This is a genomic window from Actinomyces sp. (genome assembly GCF_030530635.1).
In the GTDB taxonomy this organism is placed as follows: domain Bacteria; phylum Actinomycetota; class Actinomycetes; order Actinomycetales; family Actinomycetaceae; genus Actinomyces.
This window is the reverse complement of record NZ_JAUMUL010000001.1, coordinates 145,839-172,341: the sequence shown is the minus strand read 5'-3', so window position 1 is coordinate 172,341 and position 26,503 is coordinate 145,839. Positions and strand designations below refer to the sequence as shown.

Here is a 26,503-nt window from a genome sequence, read left to right as displayed (position 1 = left end):
GCCGGCAACCCCCGACGCCAGATAAAACACCCTCTACAAAACCCGGGACTTGACAGTACGAACCGCCGTGCGAAGTGCCGAAGCGCCGGGGTGAAGTGACGAACCATCAGGCGAAGTGGCGAACCCTCACCCGGCGCGCACCAGCGAACACGCCCCGGGTCCACACCCCCGGCATCGGCACAAGCGCGCTCGAGGTGCCCCGGGGTGCGGCATCACAGGCACTGAAATCACCGCAGGCGCCGGCAAACACCGCCAACGGCCAGCGCCCCGGTCCGACGCCCGGATGATCTCAACAGATTCAACGAATCGTCCCCGCCAGCCGACACCACCCGCCCGACAACGTCCCCCGCCAGCCCGACAACGACCCAAGTCCGGCGAAAACCTCTTCTTCGGCCCAAAACCCTCCCGAATGTGAAGGACTTGGGGATGAAAAGGTCACCCTCAACAGACCGGCACCCACCGAAGACGACCCCACACACCCGACAACAACCACCACACCACAACCCCAACCCTCATCATCACACCCCCAAACCGCAAGAGCCTGTAAACGACAGCCCAGCCGACCTCACCGGAATCATATTGACCGATCTCGGCACGTAAGTTCTACCGACCTCGGCGGGTTGTTGGTGCCCGGCGGAGAGATCAGGGCTTGCCGAACAGGGCACGCGCCTCGGCGGCGAGTACCACGGAACCGACGATCAGCACACCAGAGACGGTCAGCGGGGAGTCGAAGCCCTCGGACATGGTCACCGCCTGCTCTGCCCCGGCAAGTAGATTGGGCGCAACATCCACCCGGCCGGCACCGAACACCTCACGCGCCACAACGCCCAGCTCCTCAGCATCCATCGCCCGCGGAGAGTCGATGGGCACGCAGACCACGGCGTCGCAGGCGGGCTCCAGAACCGATAGGACACCCTCGGCATCCTTATCCTTCATGAGCCCGACAACGGCGACCAGATGCTGAAGACCGAAGGCCTCCTCCACGGCGCCAACCAGCGCGGCCACGCCGTGGGGGTTGTGGCCGGCGTCGACGATCACCGTCGGACTGGAGCGGAGCACCTCCAGACGGCCAGGGCTGGTGACGGAGGCGAAACCGTCCTCAACGACCTTCGCGGGCAGTTGCCTGCCGCCGAAGACCGCCTCCGCGGCGGCCAGAGCGAGCAGTGCGTTACGCGCCTGGTAGTCGCCGTGGAGCGGCACGAATACGTCCTCATATACGGCCGCGGCGGTGGCGAAGGTAACCATTTGGCCACCTACGGCCGGTATCCGGTCAACCACGCGCAGTATCCCGGCGTCGGGGGCGTCCGGATCCTCCTCCGGATCGAGTTCGCGCCGCCAGAGGACCTGGTGAGTATCGGCCGCATCGGCGATGACCGCATGCACCGACTCCGGCTGCGCGGCGGTTATAAGAGTGGCTGAATCCTTGATGATGCCGGCCTTGTTGGCAGCGATCTCCTCCAGTGAGGCGCCGAGCCAGGAGCCGTGGTCATGCCCTATAGAGGTGATGACCTCGACGTCCCCGGGCACCACGTTGGTGGAGTCCCAGGTGCCGCCCATCCCGACCTCGATCACCGCAGCATCCACAGGATGGTCGGCGAAGGCGGCCAGAGCCATCACCGTGAGCACCTCGAAGAAGCTCAGCCGGGGACCGCCGTCGGCCTGGGAGCGAGCGTCAACCATCTCGATGTAAGGGGCGACGTCCTCCCAGGCGGCGATGAAGTCCGCCTCACTGATGGGCTCACCGTCCAAGGCGATCCGCTCACGGATGGTGGCCAGGTGGGGGCTGGTAAAGCGTCCTGTGCGCATACCCGTGGCGGCGAGAAGCCGCTCGGTCATGCGGGCGGTGGATGTCTTGCCGTTGGTGCCGGCCACGTGCACGATGCGGTAGTTGCGTTCAGGGTTGCCCAGAATGTCGAGTACCGCCTCGACGCGTTCCAACGAGGGCTGCACCTGGTGCTCGGGGGCGCGGGAGAGGATCTCCGCCTCAACCTGCCGCATTCGCGCGGATACCTCGACGGCGTGGGCGGCCGCAGTCAGGTTCGCGCGGTGCGTTTCGTCGGACTCCGTCGCAGCCACATCCGTCGGGGCGTCAGGCAGTACTGGCTCCCAGTCCTCCCAATCGTCGCTGGCATCCGAGTCGACCTCTGCCAGGAGGGCGTCCAGGCGCTCGAGATCACCGCCCGGCAACATGCTGGCGGCCACGAGCTCGCGCAGGGCTGCGAGGTCCTGCGCATCGGCCTGCTCACTGCTGTCCTTGGCTCCCGCATCTGCGTCGGCGGAGTCCGCCAAAGAGTTTCCGTCGGAGCCGTCGGCGGCATCCAGATAGGGCAACAGCTCAGGGTCTATGCCAGAACGCATGGCGCCGGGGCCGTAGACGGCGTCGACGACATCCTCGCCGCTGGCACCGACGGGAATGCCGAAGGCAGCGCCAGGATGGGTCTCCGGCCCTTCACCGGCAGGGACGCCCTGCTCGTGCCGCTTATTGCTCATGTGCTCTTGTTCCCGCTTCCTGCTCGAGGATCAACCCGTGCAAGCCTAGAGGATCGACCACGCGGACAGCGGACCGGATGCCAATCCCGCAGGTCGAGACCGTATCGACCGACCTAGGGAAGGGGCCAACTTATGACCGCCCGACTGTCGGAGATGAACCACCCTGGACCATGAATAAGGTGACGGGCAAGGGGCTAACCGAATGCGCTGGCCTGCTCGCTACGCCTAAGCCGTTGGCCGGCACCTGGTGGCCAAAGTGTGCCTCAGCACCGGTGCCAAAAACCCAAACACGAAAAGCCTGTGATCAGCGTCGTTCCCGACGCCCCCCACCAGGCGCCTCACTGTGCACCGCTCCGAACGGACGCCGTCTCCATCGGGAGGACACCCGGTTGAGAACCACGCCCGCAACCGTGCCACCGCCCTGCTCAATGGCCAGTATCGCCTCCTGCAAATCATTGACCGTTGTACGCCCCGCACGAGCGACCAACAACACGCCGCCAGCACGCTCAGCCATTATCGCCGCATCAGCGTAATCCAGTACAGGAGGAGAGTCGATAACTACTATACGGTCCGCCTCAAGCTCAGCGATCAGGGCAGCCATTCTAGACGACGCGAGCAGCTCAGACGGATTTGACAGCGTCCGTCCGGCGGGAATGAACTCCAGGCCCGGAATCGACGCTTCCGTCATAACCTCATCTACCGATACCTCCCCAGCCAGTAACTGCGAAAGCCCCGATGCATCCGCATCCACTCCGAATGTCTCGGCGAGCGCCGGTGCGCGCAGATCTCCATCTACCAGAACTACACGCGCACCCGCCAGGGAGAAGACCCTCGCCAAGCGCGCCGCCACCGTAGTGCGACCGTCCGCCGCCGCAGGCGACGTGACAATAAGGCTGCCGCCGCTGCCGCCCCCGTGCAGCACATTAATCCTCAGACGGCGCATCGCCTCCTCAACCGCTGGGGCTGCCGTCCCTCCCGCACCCACCCGGCTGATTGAACTCGAATAGGGAACCGCTCCCAGCGCTGTCAGATCTCCAGCAGCACGCAGATCGTCCACCCCGCGCACAGTATTGTCCGTCACCTCCCGAAGAATGATCCATATATAAGCCAGAACCAGGCCGCCAAAGGCACCAAAGGCAACGAACCTGATGCTCGAAGGTGAACGGGTAACTTCTGACAACTCCGACGAAGACATAAGCACGATCTCACCGGGGTACCGATCCCCCTCCAACTCGCGCACCTCCTGGGCCGATTGGACGATTGCCTCATCGGCCACACGCCTCGCCGACTGGGGCGAGGACGCTTTCGCCGTGACCACGACCGTTGCCGTGTTCTCGGCATGTGTCGCCGTCAACGATCTCGCGATCTGCGACGCCGTCTCGTCCAGCCCGAGGGAATCGACGACCCGCTGCCCTACCGTTTCCGAAGTAAACACCGGAATAACCGCGTCAATCTTGCGAGACGCTAACTGGGTTGCCACGTAATACGAGTCGGTAGTGTCCGCGACGTTATCCGGTACGTATACCCGCATGTATCCGACAGCCTTGGCGGTATACGTCACCGGAAGCGCAGCCACCGCGCCCAGCGCCGCCATCACGCTCAACACAATCACCAGCGCCAGGCTGCCGATACGCTGCCGGCTCAGAGCCAGCAGTCCGTTCAGCGTCATGAACCGACTACCTCCCGTGTCCCCGATGGCACCCGCGCCGAAGGCACGCAGAACCGAGCCCCGCACCGACTGCGCCCGACTCCGGACTCGGAGGTCCCGCAACTCCGGTATATGATAATCACAACATAACCCCCTTGAAAGTCTTCTTCTCTGGTAGCACCAGCCTGTCACCGAAAACTATGTCATAGGCCTCCGGCACAAAAAACGACATGCCGTTCGCGTCGGTGAAGGTGATCTCGCCAAAAAAGACGCGTCCTTCGACTTCGTAGAAATCCACTCTGGCACAGGCAAAGCCCCTTCCAAGCTCCTCCGCGAGGCGGGACATCTCATCCAATCGCGCGGGCGGATCGACATCCCCGGCGATATCTGCGTCACCAACGTATTCGAACGGCGCCCTGGTCCAATCAGGAAGATAGGTTCCACGCTCTATACCGGAGTATCTACCATCGACGACGAATATGAACTGAACGACACCGTCGAAGGTCATGAACTTGTAGTCCCGCAGACCGCCCGAGCCGTCTTCGAGCAAGTCCTCACATATAATGCGAGGCTCACAGAATTCGTAGTGCAGTTCAAACCCGCCACGCATCGCATGCCTCATCGTCAGCCAATCCCCAAGCGTCCGCCGCGTACGCGCCACGTCAAGCTCATCCTTGTCGTGAACCAGTACATTCCAGCCGGAGCCATGCGTGGCCTTCAGTACGAAACGATCCGGAAGCCTGTCGAAGTCAATGTCGTTCGGATCGTCCCATACACCCCGCAAAGGCAGGAGGTACTCATCGCCTATACGCTCTGCCACCCATTCCCTCACCAGAAACTTGTCCGCAAGCCGCCCCTTCAGAGGAGTCGAGTCGTACAGCTTGAGCCAGTGGATCTTGTCAGCCAATGTGCGGGGACTGTCGAGGTCACACGGACGACGCATAAACCAGCACCACTGCACAAGCGCCGCACGATACTCCTCCGGCTGAAGCTTACAGTTGCGTCGATGCAGCGCACGCAATCCCCGGGCAAGCACCCAAGGCGGAAGGATGCCTTTCACTACACGCTTGATATTCATACCACACCTCCAACTTGACCGAAACCTCTGAATAAGCATAAACACGGCTGAGCCGACACAAACCAACCTGACTAACCATACCGTTGCCAGCGCAGTCCTGTCTCCTGCATCAAGCACCAAATAAATCGCCGCCGGGCCTCCTTCCGGTACGAGAACCGATCCAACCACTCGCTTCTTTCGCCAATGCGGCCACCATACCGCAGTCCGACAACAGCAACATTATCAGTGAAGTCCAGATAATGCCCGCGACAAACGGCGAAACTTGGAGCGACGACGCGCCGGCAATGACAGCAACTAGTACCAACTGGCCCCATATCCTTACAGCACTCATGGGTAACGATGCTCTCCGTTTAATGTCATACATTCGTATGCCGAACATCACCACGTACGCCGAAAGCGTACCGACCACCGCCCCCCAGATCCCGAGCGCCATCGCCAGAGGCACACCGATCAGGACATTCACCCCGGCACCGACCAACGTCGACACCATCAGCATGCGATTGTCCATCAGCGCCTGGTAGAAACTCTCGAAAAAGATCGAAAGCGCTCCAAAAGCCGCGGCGAGCATTAACAACGGCACATATCTCCACGCCACACCGAAATCAGATCGCAGCAATAACCCGGAAATGGACCGGCTCATCGCGATTACAACTCCAGACACCACTAGTACAGTCCACGCATAACCCCGGAGCACGCGCACAAAGAACACCCCACTGTCAGGCGAACCGATTGCCTTAGAGGCCGAATACTGCCAAGCCAGCTGGAACACCGACGCACCCAGGTTGATTATCGCCGGCAATTTGCTAGCGGCCGTGAATACTCCCGCATCCGCGGCACCTCTGCTCCACAGCACAACGTATCTGCCGGATATACTGACAATCCACCATGCAATTAAATTCGGCACGAGTGGCAGGCTGTACCCGAGCATTATTCTCAGCAAACGACTATCGAAACCCGATGGTGAAAGGAAGCGATATTCGCGAGACACTACAAACGCCGTAGCGGAGGCCGCGAAATGCGCTATCGAATACGACCACAAGTACCCCGATACACCCCCACTGGCGCGCACCACCAACACGTATGTCGTTACCAAGAGGGCAACAGCATTGGTCATGCCGTAAAGGACATACCTCTTGACATGTCCGCATCCCCTCGCGAATTGCGCGCTCGCCTTGTAAGCGCATACCGATGAGAACAGTACGAATACGGGCACTGAGTACGAGTATCCGAACACGAAGCGGGCCGCGGCGCACATAACGCCGACGCCGATCACACCTCCCCCGAGGAGGATCACGGAGTTAGTAAACAGACTGATCTTGCTAATTCCGTCATCGATAGAGAACCTGTACAGTGCCTCAACGGCACCCAGCGACATAACCGGGAGCAGTATCTCTATCCCGTTGTTGGCGAGCTCCGCGACACCGTACTCCTCAACCGTCATCACCGTGGTGTACAGAGGCATCAGGATGAACGACACCAATTTCACACTCAATGTGCCGACGGCGAACAGCAACGTGTTGCCGATGAGCTCGCGGAGCCTTCCCCTATCACCTCCGGTCATGATATGCCTCCCCATCATGGCAATATGCCGATCACAAGCATACGTGTCATCGCCGCATGACACTTATAACCTCGTATCAAGGCTGCTCACCGTCCAAGATCCGCGCTGGCACGCCGACCGCCGTTGCGCCCGCCGGGACATCCGTAAGTACGACGGCACCCGCGCCAATTACAGCACCGTCTCCGACCACTATAGGACCCAACAACTTGGCCCCACATCCGATCAGCACCCGGTCCCCAACAACCGGAACCTCTTGGAGCCCCTTCCTTCCACCAATGGTGACCTGGTGAGATATCGTGCAGTTCTCTCCTATTACGGCGTCAGGATGAATCACCACCGCAAGCGCGTGGTGTGGAAACTTGGTTCCTATCCCGACTCGGGCCGCATAAGGCAAATCGCACGCGAACACTATCCGCATGAATGCCCTCACAGAGTAAGCAAACAAGCGCATACGGTGTTCGGCGAACCAACGCGCAACCGAGTAACTCCGGTATACCGGATCCATAATCATCGCCCCTCCTGAACGAAACTGACGTATGGAAACAAGTGGAACCACTCCGGCCGAATCGTAAGCGCCACCGTCCGGTGCGCAAAACACAGAGGAACAGTCAGCGCCTGGGCGCCGATCTGGTGACGAACATCCCCACGCGATATCACGTTAGCGACCCCGACAACGAATGGCAGAGTGAAGTACATCTCGATCCGGTCCAGCAAGTTGAAACCGAGCGAAACCACCATCACACCGAGATCCAGCAGCACGAACGCAAGCAGCACCCGAGTCCTGTCCGAACGGTCATCGGCCGCTGCCGTCTTCCAGCCGCAGCCCGCCGCAACCACGACCATCACGATCCTCACGCATATCCCAAGCACCGTTGCAGATCTGACTCCCCCTTCCGCGTAGGCAGAGTTGAGGTAATGCCCGTAGTAAGTCATCGCCGAGCCAAATCGTGTCAGTATTACGCCGAGGGTCACCGCCAGGAACGCCACTACGATACCGGCCTTAAGCCAACCCGCGAACGAGTGGACGTTGATCGAGGTTACAAAATACAGCGGTAAAAGAAATAGCGCTGAACTGTGGAACTGCGATGCGAGCAGTATCATAAGGACGTAGTGAACGGGCCTGCGGTTGAGCAGTGCCGGGAAGGCCAACAGGAAGAACGCCACCGCGATACCCTGCCTGAGTGCCAGCATGACGTCGTAGAACACCGACATGCCGAATGCGAGCATTACGGAGACCGAATTTGAGAACGCATACCGATGAATGAATACGGATATAGCACCGAAGGACACTATAGACAGCACCAGCAGGAACAGATTGAAATCACCCGTAGCCCTGCTGATCGCGTAGTTCAGAACCACATATCCTCGCTCAAAACGGCTAACGGAATATGCCTCCTCCAACGAATCAACTCCGACAATAGAATCGAACACCCTCCGGTACTCACGTGTGTCGCTACCCACGGTCACGGCGCGCATAGAACTCAGCGCGATAAAGGCACCGGTTGCAACAAGGAGTGTCGACGTGCCTTTCGCAGCACCTTCAGTGCGCGATCCGGAGGACAACCCGCTAGCCAGCAATAGACAGAGGAACAGAGTGTAATGTAGCCACATCACCGTCTACCGATCTGAGATAGCGCCTCATACCGCCGCACCATCTCGCCTACCGCCTCGGTCACATCATAGCCCCTTCGGCGCGTCGCCTCAGCGCCAAGTTCTCTACCTCGATCAGTACGGGACCGTACTGACTCGATCCGTCTCACCCAGGCATCTGGCGCTGAGTCTAGTGGAACAAATGAGCAGTTCAGCGTTTCAATCTCAGCCGGCACCCTGTCCGAGCAAACCACCGGGACACCAGCGCACTGCGCTTCCACCCCAACCAAGCCAAGCCCTTCGAACCTAGACGGGAGTACGAGTACGTCCATAGCCTGGAACAACTCCGACACCCTGCCGCTGTGCCCGACGAACACGACAACGTCCGCCAAGCCCTGCTCGCGAACGACGGCCTCGTAGTGCTCTCTTAACGGGCCGTCCCCGACCAAAATTAGCCTGCTCGAGGGATCACGCCTAACGAGTTCCTTGAAAACAGACAGCAGAAGTGCGTGATTCTTCTCCTCGCTGAATCGGCCGACATGGCCGATGACGTATGCGTCGTCGAGCCCGAACTCGCTCCTTACCGAATTTCTGACGTCGGAGTCGAAGGCGAACCGTTCAACTTCAATCGCATTCCGCATGACCGTGAAGCCGAGAGAACCGAACAAGTGGACACCGGCCTCGTACGAGCACGCCATGCGCGCATCCGAGTAACGTCGTATGTTCCTGCACGCAAGCCAATTGCGGAACGCCTTTATTCTACTACCCGAGTACCCGGTAGAGTGCGAGTGAACTATTACTGTGGCAACTCCATATCGATGAATCACCGGATACAGGAATCTCGCCAGCATAGGATCATGAATATGCACAACGCGGTACTCACCCGCATGTTCCTTCAGAACCTTAGCAAGGTGCCTTCGTATAGTGAAGATGTTCTTGCTGTCAGGACCGTCAAGGCATCTGCCTCCGAGCCCCTCAATCTCATCCTGATATGTAGTATCTGAGGGATGGTAGTATGTATAGAAGTCGAATACAACCCTACTGGGATCGATATGTCGAAAATAGTTCATTAGAACGCCCATCACGCCCGAACGAACAGTTAAGGAGGAATGAATGTGCAATACCCGCAGAGGGGTTCGAACAGACTGCGGCAAGTATTCCGCTCCACTGTGGCTACTCATTTTCACGCTCCTCATTCCATCCCTACCGAAAGGCATTACAAACAGCCATTCCGCGGCCTGCCACTACTTTAGTCGAAATACCTTGATCGCTCCCCATATTATCAGATGAAGTACGGACCTAGCAACGCTAAGGTGTTCTATTCGACGATACAGAGTCCAATGATACTTGACGAGATCGAGCTTGTTGCTTGATATCGATCCTACCCTGACTCGGTAACCGGCGAGTACATCGGGAATGCTCCATATGAACGGCTCCTTCCGCAGCATCCGCAACCACAGCGCATCATCGTTCCGTTTCCTGATATTTGGCACCTCGAACTTGCCCATCCGGGAAACGTCATACATTACCGTCGAGTTTCCCACCGGGCAGTCCAGGAGCAGGCGGCGATAGGAGATCCGTTTCGGGCTGCGTACCACTCTCCCCCTGCGCATTCCCGGATCAGTGAACTGCTGGTACGCCGTGCAAGTGAAGGCAACCGACTCGGTTCGCATGAACCGCACCTGTTTCTCAAGCTTCTCGGGGTGCCACAGATCATCGGAGTCGAGAAACGCCATGTACTGTCCCCGAGCCATTTCCATGGCTCGGTTGCGCGCCACTGCGGCGCCGCTGTTGCGCTTCAGCCGTATACACCGCATGCGTGCATCCGCGGACGCCAGTGCCGTCACCCGCTGGAAGGTATCATCGGTGGAGCAGTCGTCTACGATCAGCAGCTCCCACGACGTATAGGATTGTTCCTGCACCGACTTGACTGCGTCTTCAACAAAGGCTGCCGCATTGAAGGCCGGCATGATTATGGAGACGAGCCCGGGAACCACTCTCATTACGGATCCAACCATCTTCTTCATCGGGACCAAAATACGGCTCGAATCGTCTCCACGACGATTCGCATGTCCCGAGCGACACTGAAATTACGAATGTCGTCGAGGTTGTAGCGCATCTTTGCAGGAAGAATCTTATCGATATATGTGCGGCGCACATCATCGACCGAAGTGAGCAGCTGGGCTTCGTCCCTGAACACTATGCTTGCTGTAGATGTCACGCCTGCCGGAAGTAGTAGCGTCGCTTTCATTTCCGGCGTGTACTCACGCACATATTCAGGAACCTCCGGCCGCGTACCGACGAACGTCATATTTCCCTGCATGATATCAATCAGTTGACCTATTTCGTCAATCCGGTAGCGCCGCATCAATGATCCGACCCTGGTAATCCGCGGGTCATCATTAACAGTCACCTGAAAGGCAGAGGCGCTCTGCCGGTCAAACATTGTGCGGAATTTATGTATCTGGAACTCCTTGCCGAATTGAGTGACGCGCACCTGCCTGAAGAATATCGGACCAGGCGAGTCCAACTTGATCACCACCGGAAGTATGACAAACAGCCAACCCAGGAGCACTATCAAGGTCCCCGCACCCACGAGGTCCAGCAAGCGCTTCATGCGCAGATCGCGCTCTCGGCTCACCAAATACTCGTAATAAGGGCGGACAGCTTCATCCTGCATGTCTTGCGGCAGCTCGTGCCAAGGCGGCATAGTATCGCTCTCCGGTCTGTCGTTATGCTTACGCGCTTCGATATACCGCTCCCTCTCGGGACGAACTACTGCGTCGCACACACCGAATCCACTTACAAGCATCCGCAAATAGCGAGAACTTTGGATATCGCGGAACATTTTAGGGAACCACCAGGAGATTTTAGTAGACAGGTACAGTAGCCTCCTACTCGGAGACTCGCACAGGGACTTCAAGACCCGACCTTCAATCGTATTATGGCACGGAGCTAACCTGACGCCTGCGCCGTTCACACAGCACACTCAAGGAAACTCCCGGTACGTCACAAGAGACGCTGGCCGACGCTCAACTCCTCCTTCCTTTCTCAGTCAGGCGCGCCAACGCCAGAAGCCATGAACCCAGCACCAGGGTTGTTTGCAGCTTACGGCTTCCTGATTGCGGACGCAAGGTACGCTGACCAACGTAATCAGGTTGGTATGATCGAGATGGAACGAACATCTTCACGAGGACTGCCAACGCCCTCACTATTACGGTGTAATACACGAGCTGCTGTCACTGATAGCTTTTACCTCATGATCACCATGACTTCATAGCTCCGGTGAGGTGCACCTCTTCTTGAGGACGTAGACTTTGCCTCAGACAGCCACGTCCCCTCAAACGGCCTTTCCTAATGTCTCGCTCCACTCCCCCTCGGGTGTGCGGTCCAAGCGGTCCAGGATCCCAGCGTCCCGGAATGCCCGTAAGGTTGCGCCTGGGCCATCCATGAAGTGCTCCCAACCCGTCTGGTGGGCCACAATGATGTGTGGCGCCCCGAGTACCTGTGCAGCCGCACTGGCCCGCTCAGCGGAAAGGCTCAGGGGACGACCCGCGAACTTGGCCGGCACAGTTGCGCGTCCCGCGTTCAGGACTGCGTGATCAATGGTACCGATGCGGTCCTTGACCTGCGCGACAATGGCGAGCGAAACATTGTCTCCGCTCAGGTACACGGTGGTACCGCCCGCGCGTATCACGAAGCCGGTGACTTCGCAGTTGACGTATCCGGCGACGTCGACTTCGCCGTCGGCGGGACCATGCTGGGCAGGTACCGCAATAACAGTGACGTCGTCGCCCAAGCGCGCCGAGTCCCAGGGCTCCAGGCCCTCGGCATGCGTCCCGAGTTGGCGGGCCGAGCCGGGATTGCTAAGCAGGCGCGGCGCGGCCAGCGCGAAGGATCTCCCGGAGCGATCAAGGTTGTCGGCGTGGTCGGCATGGCTGACCAGCACAACATCGGTGTCCGCTAGCGCCTGCGCCGCAACGGCCGGGCCGCGGGTCTTGCGCAGGGAGCCGTAGTCGGTAGGCGGGTCGAAAGCCGGATCGATCACCATGCGCAGGCCAGCAATGTCGATGACGACGGTGGGACCGCCGACCACGAGGAAACCCATCTCGTGGCGAGGAATAGTCGGGGTGGCCGGAGGCATGATCACCATCCTTGCTGTGCTGGTCGATTCGGCGACTGCGGGTTCAGACTACCGGACCAACAGCTACGTCAAGCCAGACTGGTCGTTGATCAGGACAGCAACCCATCCATGATCCGGGCAACCGATCCGGTGGGAGTGTGCCGCCAGCCGGTGCCCGCCCACAGGGACAGGTTGTCGAGGTCGCCCGAACGCGCAGCCGCGGCGCGCAACACGCCAGTCAGCCTGTTGACGGCGGGGTACACGGCGGGCGCGACATCAGAGTACGCGGCGGTGAAGCCGTTTCGCAGGCCACGCGCCCATCGCCCTGAGAAGGCTCTGGTGACCACCGTCTGGGTGAACCGGGGGTCGAGCAGCGCGGCCACCTGCGCCTGCCAGGCGTCGTCGTCGGCCCCGCCCGGCCCACTAGCAACCGTGCGGTTCCCAAGCGCACGGGCGGTCTGGTCGCCCGGCTCGGGAAACTCGACTCCGTAACGGCGCGCCAGCGACGCCAGGCGCTCGCGGTAGGCACGCACAGCCGCCGGGTCGGTCGGCCGCATGCGTCCGTGGCCGCCGCTAAGAAGGGACTGGCCACTCACAAACCGTTACTCAGCCTTCTCCACTCGAGCCTTGGGCGCGCCGGCGCCGTCCACCGCGAGCAACGTGACGTCCACGCAGCTGACCTCGCGCTTGATCAGGTCCAGGTAGGCGCCGGTCCAGGCCTGCTTATCGGCCGGAACCGTCAGGGTGGCGCGAGCCGGCTCACCGATGTTCAGCCCGGAGGCCTTACGCTCGTCCATGATCAGGCGGACCAGGTCACGAGCCCAACCCTCCGCCTCCAGATCCGCATCGAGCGAAGTATCCAGCACCACGAAGGCTCCCGAAGGCAGGACGGTCGCCGACAGGGAGTCGTCGCTGACCTCAATGCGGGTCGAAAGTGTGAAGGCGGAGTCCTCCGCCTCCAGCACCACCGGGGCACCGCCGAGCAGAACCGTCTCGAAGCGAACGTCACCGTCGGCGGTGACCTCCCACTCCCCGGCCTTGACGGCGGCGAAGAGCTTGGAGGTCAGCTTACGGACCTGCGGCTCGAAGGCGCGCGGATTGAGCGTCAGCTCCTCGTTCAACTCATAGCCGGCATCGGCGGCATCGACCACGCGCACCTGCTTGACGTTTACCTCGTCGGCGATCAGTGCGGTGAAGGGCGCCAGTCCGGCGGGATCGGCAGTAGCGATGGTGAGGGTGCGCAAAGGCTGTCGCACGCGTAGCTTGTCGGCCTTACGCAGGCTCAGGGCGGCGGAGACGGCATCACGCGCCTCGTCCATGGCGGCCACCAGCGCGGGGTCGGCCACGTGCACGGGCAGGGCGGGCCATTCGGTCAGGTGCACGGAGCGCTCCCCGGTCAGTCCACGGTAGATCTCCTCCGCCAGCAGTGGGGCCAGTGGTGCGATCACTTGCATGAGTACCCGCAGCACGGTGGCCAGCGTGTCGAAGGCCGGGCGGGCGACTTGCGCGGTCCCGTCTACAAAGCGCGAGCGCGAGGTACGCAGGTACCAGTTGGTCAGCACGTCGATGAATTCGCGCACCGTGTGGGTGGCGCCGGTGACGTCGTAGGCGTCCAACTGCGCCGCCACGGTGTCGGCCAGGTCCTTGACCCGGGCCAGCACGTAACGGTCCATTACATTGAGGGAGCCCTTGGGGCCGAATAGTGAGGCGTCGGTCAGGTCCACCCCGTCGGTGAGGTAGCAGCCATCATCGTCTCCGGCCTGGGCGGCGTATAGGCTGAAGAAGTACCAGGTGTTCCACACCGGCAGCATCACCTGCCGGACCGTGTCCCGGATGGCCCGGTCCGTGACGGCCAGGTTCCCTCCACGCACCACCGGGGAGGACAGCAGGAACCAGCGCATGGCGTCGGCCCCGTCGCGGTCGAAGACCCGCTGTACGTCGGGGTAGTTGCGCAGGGACTTGCTCATCTTCTGGCCGTCGTCGCCCAGCAGGATGCCGTGGGAGACGCAGGTGGTGAAGGCGGGCCGATCGAACAGGGCGGTGGCCAGCACGTGCAGGGTATAGAACCAGCCGCGGGTCTGCCCGATGTACTCCACGATGAAATCACCGGGGTTGTGGGACTCGAACCAGTCCACGTTCTCGAACGGGTAGTGCACCTGGGCGAAGGGCATGGAGCCGGACTCGAACCAGCAGTCCAACACGTCGGGGATGCGCCGCATCATGGACTTGCCGGTGGGGTCGTCCGGGTTGGGGCGCACGAGCGTGTCGATGAAGGGCCGGTGCAGGTCTTTGACCTCGACCCCGAAGTCCTGCTCCAACTCCGCGAAGGAGCCATACACGTCGGTGCGCGGGTAGGCCGGGTCGTCGCTCACCCACACGGGGATGGGCGCACCCCAGAAGCGGTTGCGAGAGATGGACCAGTCGCGGGCGCCGGCCAGCCAGTTGCCGAAGATGCCGTCCTTGATGTGTCCGGGAACCCAGGTGATCTCCTGGTTCAGCTCCACCATGCGGTCGCGGATCGCGCTGACCTTGACGAACCAGCTGGAAACGGCCTTGTACATCAGCGGCTTGCGGCAGCGCCAGCAGTGCGGGTAGGAGTGTACGTACGACTGCTGGCGTACCAGTACCGCACGCACGGCCGCATCGCGACGGGCCAGTGGGCCGGAGCCATCACGCAGGTCGGTGACGATCGGCTTGTTCGCGTCGAATATGTGCATGCCGGCGTAATCGGGGACCTCGCCGGTGAACACTCCGCCTTCGTCCACGGGGATTACCGTGCCGACGCCGTAGGCCTGGCAGGTGTACATGTCGTCCTCACCGAAGGCGGGTGCCAGATGTACCAGGCCGGTGCCGTCGGTGGTGGTGACGTAGTCAGCGGCGATGATCTGCCAAGCGGCGGCGCCAGGGGCCGCGCCCTCGGCCCGGTGGGCGGCGTCGTCGAAGAAGTCGTAGATGGGTGTATAGCGCACACCCACCAGGTCGGTCCCCTTGTAGGTGGCGAGCACCTGCGGGTCCTCCCCCAGTTCCCTGGCGTAGGCGCCCAGCAGGTCCCGGGCGAGCAGCACGTCCTGACCGGCGACCGGGGAGTCCAGGTCCGCGTCCACGCGGACGGTCACGTAGTCGATGTCCGCTCCGACGGCGACGGCGGAGTTGGACGGCAGGGTCCACGGCGTGGTGGTCCAGATCAGAGCCAGCTCGGGGGCGGCATCGGGGCGGGTGGCATCCAGCCGGCGCTCCAGGCGCAGACCCACGGTGACAGTATTGTCCTGACGGTCCTGGTAGACGTCGTCGTCCATCTTGAGCTCGTGGTTGCTCAGCGGCGTGCGGTCGTGCCAGCAGTAGGGCAGTACCCGGTGGCCCTCGTAGGCCAGGCCCTTGTCATACAGGGTCTTGAAGGCCCAGATGACCGACTCCATGTAGGTCGGGTCGAGGGTCTTGTAGTCGTTTTCGAAGTCCACCCAGCGGGCCTGGCGGGTGACGTAGTCCTCCCACTCATTGGTGTAGCGCAGCACCGAGCTGCGGCAGACCTCGTTGAATCTCTCGATGCCCAGGCCGCCGGGACGGGTGATCTCGGTGACGTCGTCGATACCGAGTTCGCTGAGCGCCTCCAACTCGGCGGGCAGGCCGTGAGTGTCCCAGCCGAAGCGGCGTTCGACCCGGCGGCCGCGCTGGGTCTGATAGCGGCCGACCGCGTCCTTGACGTAACCGGTCAGCAGATGCCCGTAGTGGGGCAGGCCATTGGCGAAGGGCGGACCGTCATAGAACACGAACTCGTTGGCATGCCCGTTGTCATCCAGCGCCGGCCGGGCATCGATGGACGCCTGGAAGGTGCCGTCCTGCTTCCAGTATCCCAGGACCTCCTCTTCGAGGGCGGGGAAGGATGGCGACGGCTCGACCTTCTGGCCGGAGCGGTGCAGGGGGTAGAAGGAGGCGCCCGTGTGCTTGGTGCCGGTGGACTCTGCCATGTGGTCTTGCCTCGTGTCTCGCTCGTAGTCGGCGGCCCGATCGGTTCGGGCCCGGTATCCACGAGGACGACGCCGCCCACCGCGCCGGCGCCCCGACGACGGCGGGACCGCACCGCGGTACCACCTCGCTTGCCCGCTCCGACCAGGCCGGTACGAGCCGCTTGATTCGCAGCTGTGACGGGCTGTCCCGTCCGGTTCTACTTGGGATCCCACCGTGGCAGGGCCCGGTTCTTCCGGAGGCTCACCGGTGATGGCCGGGTCGATGCCTGTGGCGGTGAGTGTAACCGCGCGGCGCCCACACGGCCATCCCCGGACGGCTCCAGCCGGAGTAGTGCTGGCCACACCGGCACCGGAGTTGGCAGCAGGAGCCCTCGCGGGCCCTGGGACGCGGAGCCAGAAGCCCCGTCTTCGTCGGCCTAGCCGTTCGGAATCAGGACCTGGCCCCCGACTCCCCCGCGCGCGCCACCAGCGTGTTGGAGGCCTGGGCCCGGGGCCGCACCACCATGGAGTCGATGTTGACGTGGGAGGGCAGCTCCAGTGTCCAGGCAATGCACTCGGCCACGTCCTGCGCAGTCAGCGGCTGGGCCACCCCGGCATAGACCTGACGCGCCGCTTGGACGTCGCCGTGGAAGCGGTTGAGGGAGAACTCCTCGGTGGCGACCATACCCGGGGCTATCTCAATAACGCGCACCGGCTCTCCCACCAGCTCTAGGCGCAGCGTGCCCGCGATGACCCGCTCGGCGTGTTTGGCCGCGACATAGCCGCCCCCTCCGGGGTAGGTGTCGTGGGCGGCGGTGGAAGTGAGAAAGACCAGGTCCCCGCCACGCTCGCGCAAACCCGGCAGGAAGGCCTGGCTCACCCGCAGTGCCGCCAGCGCATTGCGCTCGTACATGGTCACCCACTCCTGAGGGTCCCCCTGAGCCACGGAGTCCATGCCCAGCGCTCCACCAGCGTTGTTGACCACGGCGTCCACCGGCCCGTCAGCCAGGACCTCACGGGCGAGGCGGTCGACGTCGTCGGGGACTTGGAGGTCGGCCGCTACCCAGGCACAGCCGGTCTCGCCCGCCAGCGCCTCCAGCCGCTGCGCGCGCCGGGCGGTGGCCACCACCTGCCAGCCGTGGGCGCACAGCCGCCTGACGGTGGCGGCCCCGATACCGGTAGAGGCGCCGGTAACCAGGGCCCTGCGTACGTGTGGGGCAGTACTCGTGCTCATGCCCTAATGATGCAACACGCAGCGCGCCGTGCCGCCGGCATGCGTGGGCGCTCGCGGGGCTGCGACACGCCCTCGACGGGTTCCCGGAGCTGATGGACCACCCACCGGCAGACTGAAGGCATACACAAGCGGGATTTCACGTAAGGCCCCGCTTTCCTAAGAGGCTGGCGGCACTGACCAAAGACCACAGTTCCACTAATTGACACATTGTCGTCTCACCATCCGACTGCGTTGTTGTACTTGCTGGCGAACTGTCTTTAAAATCCGCCGCATGACCCAAGCGCATCCCCTGTTCGCCGCGGAGTTCCGCGGGGCGTTGTTGCGCTTGACCCAAGTCATGTGCTGTCAGGCCCGCTAGCGCCTGACCATTGCGGTACTGCCGCACACGGTATCCGGCGCAAGAAGCGTCCGGAGCCGCGCGGCACCAAGTCGGCCACTGACCGGCCCTCGCCGAGAGCACCGACCGGATAGAGTCACAGACCCGATGGCTCCGGACGCTCATGCACCACCAACCTGGAGGAGACATGAGCCCGACCGACAACCCGTCTGCAAGCACCACCGCCGGCCGCTCCGTGCGCCCACCGCGCGCCGGTCGTTCCAACGGTCAGTGGCGCATCGACGGCCGCAAGCCACTGAACCCCAATGAGGCCATCAAGCAGGACGGCGATCCGCTCGGCGCCCACGACCGCATCCTGTCCGCCTATGCAGCCGCCGGCTTCGACGCCGTCCCCGACGACGACCTGCATACGCGCTTTCGGTGGTGGGGCCTGTATACGCAACGCAAACAGGGTATCGACGGGGGCCGCACCGCCCAGCTCAGCCCCGCCGAGTTGTCCGACCATTACTTCATGCAGCGGGTGCGTATGGACGGCCAGTCCCTATCTGTGTGTCAGATGCGCGTCCTCGGCAGGGCCTCCAACGAGTTCGCCCGCGGCACCCTGGATATAACCGACCGGCAGAACCTCCAGTTGCACTGGATCGAGCTAGAGTCCGTGCCCGAGCTGTGGCGCCGACTCCAGGAGGTCGGTCTAATCACCATCGAGGCGTGCGGCGACACCCCACGCGGAATGCTCGTATCCCCCGTGGCCGGAATCGACCCCAACGAGATCATCGACCCGACCGACGCCGCCGCCCAGATCCGCGACACCTTCCTCGGTGACCCCGACATCGCCAACCTGCCCCGCAAATTCAAAACCGCCTTCACCGGCTCCCCGACCCTTGACGTCCTCCACGAGATCAATGACATCGCCTACGTGGGGGTACACCACCCCGAACTCGGCCCCGGCTACGATCTGTGGATGGCGGGCGCACTGTCGACCGCCCCCTTCCTCGGACAGCGCCTGGGCGCCTTCGTACGACCCGCCCAGGTCGCCGATGTGTGGTGGGCCGCTATCCGGCTCTTCCGCGACTACGGCTACCGCCGTCTGCGCAACAAGGCCCGCCTCAAGTTCCTTATGGCCGAATGGGGTCCGGAGAGATTCCGCCGCGTCCTGCAGGAGGAGTACCTGGGCTACGAACTGGCCGACGGGCCCGCCCCCGCACCACCCGTGGGTGAGGCGGACCATATCGGCATTCACCGGCAGCGGGACGGACGCTACTGGATCGGCGGCAAACCACCGGTCGGCCGCCTGTCCGGTGACACCATGCTGGGGCTGGCGAACCTGGCCGAATCGGTCGGCTCAGACCGGGTGCGCACAACGCCCCTGCAGAACGTCCTGCTACTGGACGTGCCGGCGCAGCGCGTGGACGAGGCCGTGGCCGGGCTGCGTAATCTCGGCATCGATCCCACCCCCGGGCCGTTCACCCGCTCGCTACTGGCCTGCACCGGCCTGGAGTTCTGCAAGTTCGCGATCGTGGAGACCAAGTCCCTGGCGGCGCGAGTCGGCGCCGAGCTCGACGCGCGCCTGGCGGACCTCGACCTCGAGCGGCGGATCTCCATCAGCGTCAACGGCTGCCCCAACTCCTGCGCGCGCATCCAGATCGCCGACATCGGCCTCAAGGGGCAGATCATCACCGTCGACGGTCAGCGGGTCCCGGGTTTCCAAGTGCACCTGGGCGGCGGTCTGGCCGCCGCCGGCCACGAGGAGGCCGAGCTGGGACGCACCGTGCGCGGCCTGAAGGTGGCCGCCACCGACTTGAGCGACTACATCGAGCGCGTCGTACGCCGCTATGCGACCACACGCGCCCCGGAGGAGAGCTTCTCGCAGTGGGCGCAGCGGGCACCCAAGGAGGAGCTGGTATGAGTAGCCGACGTCAGTCCCAACAACCGGAGGTTGAGAGGGTACCGGCCGTCGACCGCCCCGGAGCCGGGTGGGTGGCCCTCATCGGTGCCGGCCCGAGCGATCCGGAGTTGATTACGCTGCGCGGCCTGAGCCTGCTGCAGCGGGCCGACGTCGTCGTCATCGATCGGCTCGCCCCACGCCAACTGCTGGACACCGTCAGCCCCGGCACGGAGGTACTCGACGTGGGCAAGCACCCGGGCCGGCATCCGGTGCCGCAGGAGCGGATTAATGCGTTGTTGGTTGAGCGGGCCCGCGCCGGGCATCGCGTGGCGCGTCTGAAGGGGGGTGACCCATATGTGCTGGGTCGAGGCGGTGAGGAGGCGGCGGCCTGCCGGGCGGCCGGCGTCATCGTGGAAAACGTGCCCGGAGTCACCTCGGCCATCGCCGTGCCGGCCACCGCCGGCATCCCGGTCACTCACCGAGGACTGGCACGGGGCTTCTCGGTGGTAGCCGCGCATGAAGAGTTGATCTCCACGGTGCCGGTGCGGCGCGATCACACACTGATCCTCCTCATGGGTGTCACCCACTTGCACCGCTCGACCGCAGCACTCCTGGACGCCGGGGCGGCACCCGACACCCCGGCAGCCGTCGTCGAACGCGGCTTCCTGCCCGACCAGCGAGTGACCGCCACGATTCTGCGATGTCTGCCCGACGTAGCCGCCGATATTGGTGTTACCGCACCCGCGGTCATCGTCATCGGTGATGTCGTCTCCGTCAGCCCCGCATGGAAAACGCGGATCGTCCCCGGCAATGAAACCGGCGGCGCCCCCTGGAAGCCCAAAAGGACATCATGCACGCACTTGTTCTCCCCATCTTGAACACGGCCGTAACCACCTGGGCGGTATCGGCGCTGGCCGTGGGGCTCTGCCGGTCATCGGCCTCACCCGTACGCCGTGCCGGCTTCGCCGAGGGGGTCCGGGAAGCATGAGTGCACGCCCTCTGGTTCTGCTGGCACACGGCACCCGCGCACCCGGCACCGACCCGGTACTGGAGCGAGTATGCACACAGGTGTCCGCCCTCCTGCCGGGAGTCGTCCTGCGCTACGGATACGTGGAGTTCCAAAGCCCAACGGCACGACAGGCGCTGTCAGGACTCGTCGATCCCATTGTCGTCCCCTTCTTCCTCAGCGGCGGATACCACGTCCTCCGCGACCTGCCCGGCCTGCTCACCGAACATGGCTGCGGGCACGTCTCCCGGCATCTGGGTCCCGAGCCGACGATAGTCAAGGCTGTGGCCGACCGACTGCGCGAGGCGGCGCAGGGCGGCCCGGCGGTGGTGGACCTGGACGGCATCGTGCTGGCGGGCTCGGGCTCCTTCAGGAGCCGGCCCATACGGGAGACCGAGCAGGCAGCACAGTTGCTGGCAAAGGAAGTCGGTGTGCCCGTCCGACCCGCATACCTGGCCAAGGCCCGACCCACCGCGCACGAGGCGGTGTCCGCGTGGCAACAGGAAGGCGCACGTGCGATCGCCGTGGCCCCCTACCTGCTGGCCGAGGGAAAGTTCTCCCGTGCCCTGCACCACACCGGCGCGAGGCTCGTGGCTGCCCCCATCGGCCCGCACCCTGCGGCCGCCCATGTGGTCGCCCAGCGATACCGAGAAGCCGCCGCACCCTCCTCCTGGTCGCCGGCCGACCGGGCCGGCTCATCCTCACTGTTAGTACCCGCGTGAACACCTGCGTGGTCGCTGCACCCCCGTCTCTACCAACACCCGGAGGACGCGCGCACCCGGACCACAGCAACGCGGTCCCGCCGGAGCGAGTGCATAGGCTAGTGCCATACGGCAGCCCAGGCATTCAGCCCCGAACCGAGGAGAGCACACTGTGGCCGCATCTCAGCCCCCTCGCCGTCGCGAGCGAGCGCATGCGCCGAAGTACCAGGAGATCTACGAGTACCTACGCGGCCGGATAGAGGATGGCGCCCTCCCCTTCCGCTCCTTCCTGCCCAGCGAGAACCAGCTCAGCGCCGACTTCAACACTACCCGGCCCACGGTACGCAAGGCGCTGCAATACCTGGGATCGCAGGGATATGTCCAACCCATTCACGGCAGGGGCATCCAAGTGATCTACCGCCCCCGCACCACCTCGAGATTCTTCCTGTCCGGCATTGAGTCACTGGCCGAGGCCGGCGGCCGCATGGGCACCGAAGTGCGCACCGTGCTGCTGCACTCCGCCGTCGAGACCATCCCCGAACCGGCGGCCCGGGCATCCGGGCTGAGCGCCGGGACCGAGGTGCTGTACCTGCGCCGCCTGCGCCTGCTGGATGGCAGACCGGCAATCATCGACCACAATCGCTTCCTGCGCGAAGTGGTTCCGGAGATTCCCCGCGAGGCCGCGGAGACCTCTGTTTACGCCTACTTGGAGGATGAGCTGGGGGTATACATAACCACGGCCTCGCGCATGGTCACCATTGAGGCCGCGGACGAGCTGGACCGCCGCCACCTGGACCTGGGCGGCCTGGACTGCGTGGGAGTGATGGAGTCGCTCGGCTTCGATGCCTCCGGCGTGCCCTTCGAGTACACCCGTTCCCACCACGTGCCGGCCACTTTCGGATTCGTGTCTGCCGCGCAACGCCTGCCCTCCCACCGGTGATGGGCGAGCCAATGGGCCCGGTCGGCATGGGTACCCACGCCGACCGGGCCACACCCACTAGAGAGCCGGAATTCTCAACGGGCGACCGGTTCCCGGTTGCCCAGCCGGACCTTCTCCACCGTACGCTCGGTCTCGAAGTCGGACTCCTTGAAACCGAAGAAATAGGTGGCCAGGAAGGACACGGCCAGGGTCACGAACGAGGCGATCCAGAAGCCGGTGAAAGATCCGTCAAGGCCCGCGGGGTTGACGAAGGACGGGAAGCCGACGAGGGCGCCGGTGAAGCCCCACATATTGACGTCGAACAGACCGGTGAGCAGGCCGCCCACGGCACCGCCGATGGAGGCGGTGATGAACACCCGCCCGTATTTCAGATTCAGGCCGTACATGGCGGGCTCGGTAACCCCGCACAGGGCGGAGATAGTGGCCGGGCCGGCCAGCTGCTTGATGCGAGGGCTCTTGGCCTTGATCCACAGTGCCAGGGCACCACCGCCCTGGGCGATCATGGAGGCGGAGACGATGGCGTTGAGCGGGGAGAATCCGGGGTCGGCGATCTGCTGGGAGATGATCGGGATGACGGCCCAGTGCAGTCCGAAGATGACCAGGCACTGGTACAGGCCGCCAATGAGGAGTCCGGCCACCGGGTAGGACAGGCTCAGCACCCAGCTGACGGCCTGGGCGATGGCTCCGGAGATCGTCATGACGATCGGGCCGAATACCACCAGGACCAGGGTGGAGACGATGAAGATCTCCAGCAGCGGGGCGAAGATGGAGCGCACCACCGCCGGGATCCACTTCTTCAGCCACGGCTCGATCTTGGATGCCAGCCAGGCGGCCACGATGATCGGGAAGATCGAGTAGGCGTAGGCGTTGCCCTCGGGCAGGGAGACGGGGATGCCGAAGAAGTCGGAGTTGAAGACCGTCCGCCCGATCCGGGCGATCACGTGATAGTCCGCGGCCGAGGAGTCGGCCATGGAGATCACGGACGGGAAGGTGAGCACTCCGCCGATGATGGCCACGATGATCGGGTCGGCACCGAGCCTGCGGGCCGAGGTGAAGCCGATGATGATGGGCAGGAAGTAGAACATCGACGATGCCATGGCGTCAATGAAGGTGTAGGTGGAGGTGCCGGTGTCAACCACATTGAACTGGGTGAGCAGCGCCAGGATTCCCTTGAGGATGCCGGAGGCCGCCAGCACGCCGATCACGGGGATCATGGAACCGGTGATCACGCCGATCAGTGAGGAGAAGCCGTACTTGATCCAGCCGATGGGTGTGGTGGGCCTCGGCGGCGCCGGCGCCGCCTCCATATCCTCGGCCCCCTCTGCCAGGCGGGGCACCTGCTTGATGACGGCATCGTATACGTCGCCGACGGTGGCACCGATGACCACCTGGTACTGGCCACCCGCGCGGGCCACGTCAATGACGCCCTCGGTGGCCGTGACTGCGGCGTCGTCGGTCAGGGACTCATCCTTCAGGTAGAAACGCACCCGGGTGATGCAATGGATGACGGAGCGGATGTTGTCCGCCCCGCCCACGCCGGCGATGATGTCGCGGGCGGTGGCGTCGAAGCCGGTCAGGCCATCATCGGCCGTGGCGGCCCGGGGCGAGGCGGCGCCCGCCTCGGCGGCGGTTTTGAGCACGGCGGTGGCCACGCTCGCACCTGCCTGCGCCTGCCCCCGGGCGACCCGCAGCTCGGCCAGGGCCTTGGCGGAGTTGGTGACGGCCACGATGGTGGTGGTGTCCTTGCCGGCGGCGTTGATGGCCGCCAGGTCCATGGCGCCCAGGGACTGGCCGGAGCGGACCTCCTGGCCGACGGCGACGCTGAGATGGAAGGGACGTCCCTCCAGCTCGACGGTGTCGACGCCCAGGTGCAAAAGCACCTCCAGGCCGTCGGTGGTGGCGATGCCGATGGCGTGGCCGGTATCGGCCACCATGGTGATGGTGCCGGAGACCGGGGCGACCACATTGCCGGAGGTCGGGGCCACGCCGAAACCCTCCCCGAGGGCCCCAGAAGAGAAGACCGGGTCGGGTACGTCGACGAGGGCGATTACCTTGCCGGATACAGGCGCTACCAGCGCCGTATCCGAGGCAGATGCTGAGGACATGAGGTGAGCTCCTCTCAGAGCCTGTTCGTGTTGCGGATGATGATGGCCAGCGCCTCGTACGGAGACAGAGTCATGACGGGACTGAGTGGCCGTGTGGGATAGTTCCCGATGAGCACTTCTCCAGTGAGGAACTCACTGGGAACCTCGACCGTGGTCGGGTGACCACGGAAGCTGTTGAAGACGAGCAGACGGGTAACGCCGGTGTCCTCGGCATCGGGACCCACGGCGTCGGGGGACGTGCCGGCTCCGGAGCCGGGCAGGTTGCGGATGTAGGCGAATACGTCGGAACTGTCGAGTTCCCAGGGGGTGTAATCACCCTCGGAGATCACTGGTTCTGTCTTGCGCAGCTCCACCAGGCGGCGGTAGTAGGGCAGGATGCGGCCGCCCGCCTCCTCGGCGGCGACGTTGATCGCAGCCGCGTTGGTGGGGCGCAGCCACGGGGTGCCGGAGGTGAAGCCGGCACCGGCGGTGGCATCCCACTGCATAGGAGTGCGCGCATTGTCACGTGCCTTGGCGTGGACGATGTTGAAGGCCTCCGCCTTGCTGTGCCCGGCGGCCAGCAACTCGGCGTATGCGCCCAGGGCCTCGACGTCCACGTAATCCTCAATGCGGGTGTAGTCCGGATCGGTCATGCCGATCTCCTCCCCCATATAGATGTACGGGGTGCCGCGCAGCAGGTGGATGGCGGTGGCGAGCATGGTGGCGGATTCGTAGTGGTAGCGGTCCGGGTCGCCGAAGCGGTTGATGGCGCGGGGCTGGTCGTGGTTGTTCCAGAACAGGGCATTCCAGCCGCCGCCGGCCTGGAGGCCGAGTGCCCAGTCGTTGAGGATGCGCTTGAGGCCGGGGATGTCCGCAGCGGCCAGGGTCCACTTCTGACCGTCGGCGTAATCGACCTTGAGGTGGTGGAAGTTGAACACCATCGACAGCTCCCGCCGCGCGGGGGCGGTGTAATCGACGCAGGCGGCGATGGAGGTGGAGGACATCTCCCCCACGGTCACCGAGTCGGGGTCCCGGCCGAAGCTGGCCCGGCACAGTTCTTGCAGGTAGTCGTGCACGAGCGGCCCGTCGGTGTAGACGAGGCGGTCGTCGGTGCCGGCGGGGGCATCGGCCAGCGGCTCGGTCTTGCCGATCAGGTTGATCACGTCGAAGCGGAAGGCCCGCACGCCGTGGGAGCGCCAGAAGTTGATGACCTCCGCCGCGCGGGCGCGCACCTCGGGGTTGTGCCAGTTCAGGTCGGCCTGGCCGGGGTCGAACAGGTGCAGGTAGTACTCCCCTCCCCGCGGACGGCCGGAATCATCCACTGGCCCGAAGGGAGCCCAGGCGGGGCCGCCGAACTTGGAGACCCAGTTGGTGGGCAGAATCGGCTGCCCAGCCGAATCGTCACCGCGGGCGGGACGCAGATAGAAGTAGTCGCGGTAGCGCTGCTCACCCGCAAGCGCCCGTTGGAACCACTCATGCTGGGTGGACACGTGGTTGAGCACCATGTCCAGCATGGGGCTGATGCCGTGCTCGGCCAGGGCGGAGACGAGCTCGTCGAAGTCCTCCATCGTGCCCATGGCGGGGTCTACCGCGCAGTAGTCGGCCACGTCGTAGCCGTTGTCCCGGCCCGGCGAGGGGTAGAAGGGATTGAGCCAGACATAGTCCACACCCAGGGAGGCGATGTAGGGGACCTTCTCGATGATGCCCCGCAGGTCACCGGTGCCGTCGCCGGTGGTATCCCGGAAGGACTTCGGATAGATCTGGTAGACGACAGCGTCGTGAAAGCTCATGAGGTGCTCCGAGGTGAGTCTCGCTGCCGCACCCACGCGGCAAACTTGTATACACAAGTAGACGCCCCAGAGCGATCAAACGCAAGCCAGAG

The 26,503-nt window shown here is 63.6% G+C and carries 19 protein-coding genes; 4 read left to right on the top strand and 15 right to left on the bottom strand.

Annotated elements, in window-relative coordinates; all coding sequences use genetic code 11:
• Positions 1–642: 642 nt before the first annotated feature.
• From Q4A20_RS00745 to Q4A20_RS00685, 13 genes are all read right to left on the bottom strand, one after another.
• On the bottom strand, positions 643–2,490 hold the full coding sequence (locus Q4A20_RS00745) for a folylpolyglutamate synthase/dihydrofolate synthase family protein (RefSeq protein ID WP_303118999.1): 1,848 nt from the start codon (positions 2,488–2,490) through the stop codon (positions 643–645).
• A gap of 304 nt (positions 2,491–2,794) precedes the next feature.
• Positions 2,795–4,159 carry a polysaccharide biosynthesis tyrosine autokinase gene (locus Q4A20_RS00740; protein ID WP_303118996.1) on the bottom strand — a complete coding sequence of 455 codons (1,365 nt, stop codon included), beginning with the start codon at positions 4,157–4,159 and terminating at the stop codon, positions 2,795–2,797.
• A gap of 118 nt (positions 4,160–4,277) precedes the next feature.
• Entirely contained in the window at positions 4,278–5,216 is a 939-nt protein-coding gene (locus Q4A20_RS00735) for an ATP-grasp fold amidoligase family protein (RefSeq protein WP_303118994.1), read from the bottom strand.
• Between the two features lie 109 nt (positions 5,217–5,325).
• Positions 5,326–6,777 carry a lipopolysaccharide biosynthesis protein gene (locus Q4A20_RS00730; protein ID WP_303118991.1) on the bottom strand — a complete coding sequence of 484 codons (1,452 nt, stop codon included), beginning with the start codon at positions 6,775–6,777 and terminating at the stop codon, positions 5,326–5,328.
• 76 nt (positions 6,778–6,853) lie between these two features.
• Positions 6,854–7,195 carry a serine O-acetyltransferase gene (locus Q4A20_RS00725; protein WP_303119028.1) on the bottom strand — a complete coding sequence of 114 codons (342 nt, stop codon included), beginning with the start codon at positions 7,193–7,195 and terminating at the stop codon, positions 6,854–6,856.
• A gap of 89 nt (positions 7,196–7,284) precedes the next feature.
• Entirely contained in the window at positions 7,285–8,388 is a 1,104-nt protein-coding gene (locus Q4A20_RS00720) for an EpsG family protein (RefSeq protein WP_303119026.1), read from the bottom strand.
• A complete protein-coding gene (locus tag Q4A20_RS00715) occupies positions 8,388–9,437 on the bottom strand; it encodes a glycosyltransferase (RefSeq protein ID WP_303118988.1) in 1,050 nt (349 codons plus the stop codon). Before Q4A20_RS00715 ends, Q4A20_RS00720 begins: the two co-directional genes overlap by 1 nt.
• A gap of 174 nt (positions 9,438–9,611) precedes the next feature.
• Positions 9,612–10,394 (bottom strand): glycosyltransferase family 2 protein, encoded by a 783-nt coding sequence (locus tag Q4A20_RS00710; protein WP_303118985.1) that lies wholly within the window; start codon positions 10,392–10,394, stop codon positions 9,612–9,614.
• The gene (locus Q4A20_RS00705; RefSeq protein ID WP_303118982.1) at positions 10,391–11,215 is read right to left on the bottom strand and encodes a sugar transferase; all 825 of its coding nucleotides are present in this window, start codon (positions 11,213–11,215) and stop codon (positions 10,391–10,393) included. The genes Q4A20_RS00710 and Q4A20_RS00705 overlap by 4 nt, the downstream gene beginning before the upstream one ends.
• Before the next feature lie 492 nt (positions 11,216–11,707).
• Positions 11,708–12,511, bottom strand: coding sequence for an MBL fold metallo-hydrolase (locus Q4A20_RS00700; protein WP_303118980.1), 804 nt, complete (start codon positions 12,509–12,511; stop codon positions 11,708–11,710).
• 89 nt (positions 12,512–12,600) lie between these two features.
• A complete protein-coding gene (locus Q4A20_RS00695) occupies positions 12,601–13,047 on the bottom strand; it encodes a nitronate monooxygenase (RefSeq protein ID WP_303118977.1) in 447 nt (148 codons plus the stop codon).
• A 45-nt stretch (positions 13,048–13,092) separates the two neighbouring features.
• A complete protein-coding gene (gene ileS, locus Q4A20_RS00690) occupies positions 13,093–16,455 on the bottom strand; it encodes an isoleucine--tRNA ligase (protein WP_303118974.1) in 3,363 nt (1,120 codons plus the stop codon).
• A 430-nt stretch (positions 16,456–16,885) separates the two neighbouring features.
• On the bottom strand, positions 16,886–17,668 hold the full coding sequence (locus Q4A20_RS00685; RefSeq protein WP_303118971.1) for an SDR family NAD(P)-dependent oxidoreductase: 783 nt from the start codon (positions 17,666–17,668) through the stop codon (positions 16,886–16,888).
• Between the two features lie 524 nt (positions 17,669–18,192).
• Between Q4A20_RS00685 and Q4A20_RS00680 the strand changes: the two genes are divergently transcribed.
• The 4 genes from Q4A20_RS00680 to Q4A20_RS00665 all read left to right on the top strand — a co-directional run bounded on the left by Q4A20_RS00680 (position 18,193) and on the right by Q4A20_RS00665 (position 22,537).
• Positions 18,193–19,911, top strand: coding sequence for a nitrite/sulfite reductase (locus Q4A20_RS00680; RefSeq protein WP_303118969.1), 1,719 nt, complete (start codon positions 18,193–18,195; stop codon positions 19,909–19,911).
• The gene (gene cobA / locus Q4A20_RS00675) at positions 19,908–20,768 is read left to right on the top strand and encodes a uroporphyrinogen-III C-methyltransferase (RefSeq protein WP_303118966.1); all 861 of its coding nucleotides are present in this window, start codon (positions 19,908–19,910) and stop codon (positions 20,766–20,768) included. The genes Q4A20_RS00680 and cobA overlap by 4 nt, the downstream gene beginning before the upstream one ends.
• A gap of 106 nt (positions 20,769–20,874) precedes the next feature.
• Positions 20,875–21,618, top strand: coding sequence for a sirohydrochlorin chelatase (locus Q4A20_RS00670; RefSeq protein ID WP_303118963.1), 744 nt, complete (start codon positions 20,875–20,877; stop codon positions 21,616–21,618).
• A 151-nt stretch (positions 21,619–21,769) separates the two neighbouring features.
• The gene (locus Q4A20_RS00665) at positions 21,770–22,537 is read left to right on the top strand and encodes a UTRA domain-containing protein (protein WP_303118960.1); all 768 of its coding nucleotides are present in this window, start codon (positions 21,770–21,772) and stop codon (positions 22,535–22,537) included.
• 74 nt (positions 22,538–22,611) lie between these two features.
• Here the strand turns inward: Q4A20_RS00665 and Q4A20_RS00660 are convergent, their stop codons facing one another.
• On the bottom strand, positions 22,612–24,642 hold the full coding sequence (locus Q4A20_RS00660) for a glucose PTS transporter subunit IIA (RefSeq protein WP_303118957.1): 2,031 nt from the start codon (positions 24,640–24,642) through the stop codon (positions 22,612–22,614).
• Between the two features lie 14 nt (positions 24,643–24,656).
• Positions 24,657–26,411: an alpha,alpha-phosphotrehalase gene (locus Q4A20_RS00655; RefSeq protein ID WP_303118954.1), complete on the bottom strand. Its 1,755-nt coding sequence runs from the start codon at positions 26,409–26,411 to the stop codon at positions 24,657–24,659.
• Positions 26,412–26,503: the final 92 nt, after the last annotated feature.

Coding starts and splice junctions, on each gene's coding strand:
- Q4A20_RS00745 (WP_303118999.1), bottom strand. CDS start 2,490: ATGAGCAATAAGCGGCACGAGCAGGGCGTCCCTGCCGGTGAAGGGCCG.
- Q4A20_RS00740 (WP_303118996.1), bottom strand. CDS start 4,159: ATGACGCTGAACGGACTGCTGGCTCTGAGCCGGCAGCGTATCGGCAGC.
- Q4A20_RS00735 (WP_303118994.1), bottom strand. CDS start 5,216: ATGAATATCAAGCGTGTAGTGAAAGGCATCCTTCCGCCTTGGGTGCTT.
- Q4A20_RS00730 (WP_303118991.1), bottom strand. CDS start 6,777: ATGACCGGAGGTGATAGGGGAAGGCTCCGCGAGCTCATCGGCAACACG.
- Q4A20_RS00725 (WP_303119028.1), bottom strand. CDS start 7,195: ATGCGGATAGTGTTCGCGTGCGATTTGCCTTATGCGGCCCGAGTCGGG.
- Q4A20_RS00720 (WP_303119026.1), bottom strand. CDS start 8,388: ATGTGGCTACATTACACTCTGTTCCTCTGTCTATTGCTGGCTAGCGGG.
- Q4A20_RS00715 (WP_303118988.1), bottom strand. CDS start 9,437: ATGAACTATTTTCGACATATCGATCCCAGTAGGGTTGTATTCGACTTC.
- Q4A20_RS00710 (WP_303118985.1), bottom strand. CDS start 10,394: ATGAAGAAGATGGTTGGATCCGTAATGAGAGTGGTTCCCGGGCTCGTC.
- Q4A20_RS00705 (WP_303118982.1), bottom strand. CDS start 11,215: ATGTTCCGCGATATCCAAAGTTCTCGCTATTTGCGGATGCTTGTAAGT.
- Q4A20_RS00700 (WP_303118980.1), bottom strand. CDS start 12,511: ATGCCTCCGGCCACCCCGACTATTCCTCGCCACGAGATGGGTTTCCTC.
- Q4A20_RS00695 (WP_303118977.1), bottom strand. CDS start 13,047: ATGCGGCCGACCGACCCGGCGGCTGTGCGTGCCTACCGCGAGCGCCTG.
- ileS (WP_303118974.1), bottom strand. CDS start 16,455: ATGGCAGAGTCCACCGGCACCAAGCACACGGGCGCCTCCTTCTACCCC.
- Q4A20_RS00685 (WP_303118971.1), bottom strand. CDS start 17,668: ATGAGCACGAGTACTGCCCCACACGTACGCAGGGCCCTGGTTACCGGC.
- Q4A20_RS00680 (WP_303118969.1), top strand. CDS start 18,193: ATGAGCCCGACCGACAACCCGTCTGCAAGCACCACCGCCGGCCGCTCC.
- cobA (WP_303118966.1), top strand. CDS start 19,908: ATGAGTAGCCGACGTCAGTCCCAACAACCGGAGGTTGAGAGGGTACCG.
- Q4A20_RS00670 (WP_303118963.1), top strand. CDS start 20,875: ATGAGTGCACGCCCTCTGGTTCTGCTGGCACACGGCACCCGCGCACCC.
- Q4A20_RS00660 (WP_303118957.1), bottom strand. CDS start 24,642: ATGTCCTCAGCATCTGCCTCGGATACGGCGCTGGTAGCGCCTGTATCC.
- Q4A20_RS00655 (WP_303118954.1), bottom strand. CDS start 26,411: ATGAGCTTTCACGACGCTGTCGTCTACCAGATCTATCCGAAGTCCTTC.